This is a genomic window from Actinospica sp. (assembly GCF_035552695.1).
In the GTDB taxonomy this organism is placed as follows: domain Bacteria; phylum Actinomycetota; class Actinomycetes; order Streptomycetales; family Catenulisporaceae; genus Actinospica.
Genome location: NZ_DASZKT010000231.1, coordinates 1 through 3569, shown reverse-complemented (window position 1 = coordinate 3569; position 3569 = coordinate 1). Strand labels below are relative to the sequence as shown.

Annotated in this window: 5 protein-coding genes and 1 pseudogene; 3 read left to right on the top strand and 3 right to left on the bottom strand. The window is 68.3% G+C overall.

Features of this window, described 5'->3' with window-relative positions:
* Positions 1 to 248 (bottom strand): annotated as a pseudogene (locus VG296_RS26745) (RNA polymerase subunit sigma-24); the annotation flags it as partial.
* A gap of 124 nt (positions 249 to 372) precedes the next feature.
* Here VG296_RS26745 and VG296_RS26740 point away from each other — a divergent pair.
* Together VG296_RS26740 and VG296_RS26735 are read left to right on the top strand one after the other, a co-directional pair.
* Entirely contained in the window at positions 373 to 789 is a 417-nt protein-coding gene (locus VG296_RS26740; RefSeq protein ID WP_325570432.1) for a CBS domain-containing protein, read from the top strand.
* Between the two features lie 136 nt (positions 790 to 925).
* On the top strand, positions 926 to 1153 hold the full coding sequence (locus VG296_RS26735) for a hypothetical protein (RefSeq protein ID WP_325570429.1): 228 nt from the start codon (positions 926 to 928) through the stop codon (positions 1151 to 1153).
* Positions 1154 to 1350: 197 nt separating this feature from the next.
* Here the strand turns inward: VG296_RS26735 and VG296_RS26730 are convergent, their stop codons facing one another.
* A complete protein-coding gene (locus VG296_RS26730; RefSeq protein ID WP_325570427.1) occupies positions 1351 to 1473 on the bottom strand; it encodes a hypothetical protein in 123 nt (40 codons plus the stop codon).
* Here VG296_RS26730 and VG296_RS26725 point away from each other — a divergent pair.
* Positions 1472 to 1981 (top strand): hypothetical protein, encoded by a 510-nt coding sequence (locus VG296_RS26725; protein ID WP_325570425.1) that lies wholly within the window; start codon positions 1472 to 1474, stop codon positions 1979 to 1981. The two genes, VG296_RS26730 and VG296_RS26725, sit on opposite strands and share 2 nt — an antisense overlap.
* A gap of 411 nt (positions 1982 to 2392) precedes the next feature.
* Here VG296_RS26725 and VG296_RS26720 read toward each other — a convergent pair.
* A partial coding sequence (locus VG296_RS26720; protein WP_325570423.1) for a glycoside hydrolase family 3 C-terminal domain-containing protein occupies positions 2393 to 3569 on the bottom strand: 1177 nt, incomplete at its 5' end.

The window sequence follows — 3569 nt, the reverse complement described above, 5'->3', positions numbered from 1 at the left end:
ACCGGACGGTCCGGATCAGGCAGGGGATAAGGGGTGGGCCCGGGCTCGACGGGACGGTGCGGTCCGGGCCCCGGCGTCGGCGTCGGCGCGGGCTCCGGCTCGATCGGCCTGTCCGGGTCGGGACGCGGAACCGTGTTCGGGTCGGGGAGCGGCGGCACGGTGTCCGGTTCCGGCACCGCTCCGAGGGCGGCCCTGGCCGGAAGCGGGAACGCGTGTGCGGTGAACGCGTCGCTTCGGTGTTCGTTCATGGCGCTCGGCTATCCCGGATTTGTCCGCGATGCGCGCATGGTCGCCGCGAGACCGGGTAAGCGCCGCGTTCCGGCGGTCGACCGGCCACCGGAACGCGAGGAAACCGGATGGAAGGCTTCGACGATGACCGTGACCGTAAGCGAGATCATGGCGCCGACGCCGATCACGGCCCGCCCCGAGACGGCGATCGAGGAGGTCGCGCGGATCATGCGGGACGAGGACATCGGCACCGTGCTGATCACCGCGGACGCCGAACTGATCGGCCTGGTGACGGACCGTGACCTGGTGGTGCGCACGCTTGCCGCGGGTCTCGGCCCGCAGACCCCGGTCCGCGAGGCGTGCAGCGAGCAGTTGTGGAGCGTGACGCCCGAGACCGAGATCGTCCAGGCCGCCGACTTGATGCGCAACGCGGCCGTCCGCCGACTGCCGGTGGTGCGCGACGGGAAGCCGATCGGCGTGGTCTCGCTCGGCGATATCGCGGCGCTCGGCGCTCCGGGATCCGTGCTCGGCGGCATCAGCACCGCGATGCCGAACACGTAGCGGCGCCCGACAAGCGCATGGCGCGAGAAAAAGCCGATGCCGCGAAGCGCCGAAGACCGCGCAGACCGCGCCGCGCTCCTCGAACGCGATCCCCGTCGTGATGTGCTCGGGGTACTTCCTCGTGCTACTCGACGTCATGATCGTGAACGTCGCGCTGCCGAGCTTCGGCACAGGCCTGTACACGTGTGTCAGCTCACTGCTGTGGGTCGTGAACGGCTACGCGATCGCACTGGCATCGCTGACGCTGCCCAGTGGCACGGTCGGAGACCGATACGGCCGTCGGCACATCGTCGAGGTCGGACTTACCGTCTGCGTGCCGAATTCGATGAACTCGAGCAGGGCGGGTCGCCCTTCGACGGTGTGATTCGCGAGCGCGGCGCGCCGCGCCGCTGGCGTTCGACGCCAGGCCGCAGGCCAGCGAGTTCGCGCCGAAACGCGGCTGCCCTCAGGCTCGGGGAATCCGCCGACGACGAACTCCTGCCCGCGCGCGCATTTGAGTTTGAGCCGGTTCGCCGCCCGGTCTCGCGGAGACAAAACTCTCTACTGTGACGCGGAAGTCGTCTAGGTCGCCACTGGAATATGTTCAGAATCCGTAAAGATTGATGGTGTCGCCTGACGAGGTACCCGCAAATCACCCTTCAGGATGATCGATGCGGCGGCGGCCACGGCTATGATGCCGAACATGCTGAAATGGCTAACGTCCTTCGCCAGGATCGATTTCGCTCCCGCGCACCGCCAACCGTCGGCGCCACGCGTGCTGATCGCTTCCGCCGTGTCGATCGTCGGGTCACTGATCGCCGACGCGGTCATCGTCGCGATCGGCGAGGCGCTGTGGCCCGGCACCAAGGGCTATACGCACTTCGCGTTCGCGGACTACGGCAAGCTCACCGTGATCGGCGTAGTGATCGCCTGTATCGCCTGGCCGATCGTCACGCGTGTGAGCGCGGCCCCGCGCTGGCTGTTCCTCAGGCTCGCGGTCCTGGTCACGCTCGTGCTTCTGCTTCCCGACGTGTACATCCTCTACAAGGGCCAGCCCGGCGACGCGGTCGGAGTGCTCATGGTGATGCACCTGGCGATCGGCGTGGTGACGTACTACGCGCTGGTGTGCATCGCGCCGACGCGCGAACCCGGCCGCATTCCCGAGGCCGGCCGGGCAGTCGAGGCCGCACCCGCGAGGGCGTCGCGGTTCTAGCGCGCCGACTCAACCGCCGCCCTGTAAGGGGAAGGGGTTCGTTGTCGGGACGGCTGCCCGTGGGGCGCCGGTTGAGGGCACGGGCAAACCGCTTGTCGGAACCTTGACTCTCCTGCGGTGTGTTCCCCGGACGAATCCACGAACCGAATCTCCCCGTCAGCCCAATTCCGCTGGAGGCCACACAGATCCAGCCAAAGTGACGGGAAGACGTGAACCTCCCGAGGGCTTGTGAAATGTCTTAGTCCATTGATCTGCTTTCGCGAAATCCTTAGGACGGAACGGGCCGCCGCGGAAGTCCGGCCGTGAAGCCTGACTCGCGCGGCGGCGTTGTCCTCGCCGTGATCGATCGTGGAGCCCTGACTAGCTGGGCACCATGATCGCTGCACTACCTGGCACGGCTCACTGCACTGCTCACTGCACGACTGACCACACGAAGGTGGCCGACCCGGAGGCTCCTTCCGTGTCTTTCGCCGTCACCGTGACCGTGTAGGTCCCGAGCGTGCTGCTGGAACCGGAGATCGTGCCGTTCGACGCGATCGTGATGCCGGGCGGCAGCCCGGTCGCGGTGAATGTAGGGGTCTGAGACGTGTTGGAGTCCACGGCCTGCATGGCGAAGGAGACCGCCGCGCCCTTGGGGCTGCTGTAGCCGAAGGGGTTGACCACGCCGACCGTCTCCGCGCCCGGTACGCCCGAGTTGGGCGTGACGTTCGCACTGACCGCCGTGTTGGCCAGCGAGACGCCCGCGCTCGATGCGCCCGCGGCGATCTGCCCGGTCAGCGTCTGGGCCAGGCTGGTCGAGCCGGTCAGCGGCAGGTTGTCGGAGGCGTCCCCGACCTTGATCGAGTAGGTGCCGGCCTGGGCCTCCCACTGGTTGTCGGTCGGCGACCAGGAGGCCAGGTCGTGGATGGTCAGCGGGAAGGACACCGTCGCGGCCTGCCCGGGGTTGAGCGTTACGCGCTGGAAGCCCTTGAGCTGGTTCGGCGGGTCCTGACTGGCGGCCGGGTCGCCGACGTACAACTGCGCCACGTCCGCGCCGGCCACCGACCCGGTGTTGGTGATCGTCGCGGTGGCCGTGGCGTTCCCGTCCGCGTTGAAGGCGCCGATGTTGAGGTTGGAGAAGGAGAACTTCGTGTAGGAGAGCCCGAAGCCGAACGGGAACGCGGGCGTGGTGTTCTGCGACTGGTACCAGCGGTAGCCGATGTCGACGCCCTCGCTGAAGTTCACCCCGGTCGAGGTGCCCGGCCACTGGGCGGTGGTCTGCGCCGGCACCTGGCTCAGGCTGGCCGGGAAGGTGACCGGCAGCTTGCCCGAGGGGTCGACGGTGCCGAAGATCAGCGCGGCCGTGGCCGCCCCGGTCTCCTGGCCGCTGTACCAGTTCGCGAACACGCCCGCGACCGAGTTCAGCCACGGCATGACCACCGGGCCGCCGCTGCCGACGATGACGATGGTGTTCGGATTGGCCGCGGCCACGTCCGCGATCATCGTCTCGTCGGTGCTGGACAGGTCGAGGGTGGTCAGGTCGGACTCCTCGCCCTCCGGCAGGGTGACGTCGACGATCGCGTCGGTGGCCGCCTTCGCGGCGGCGACG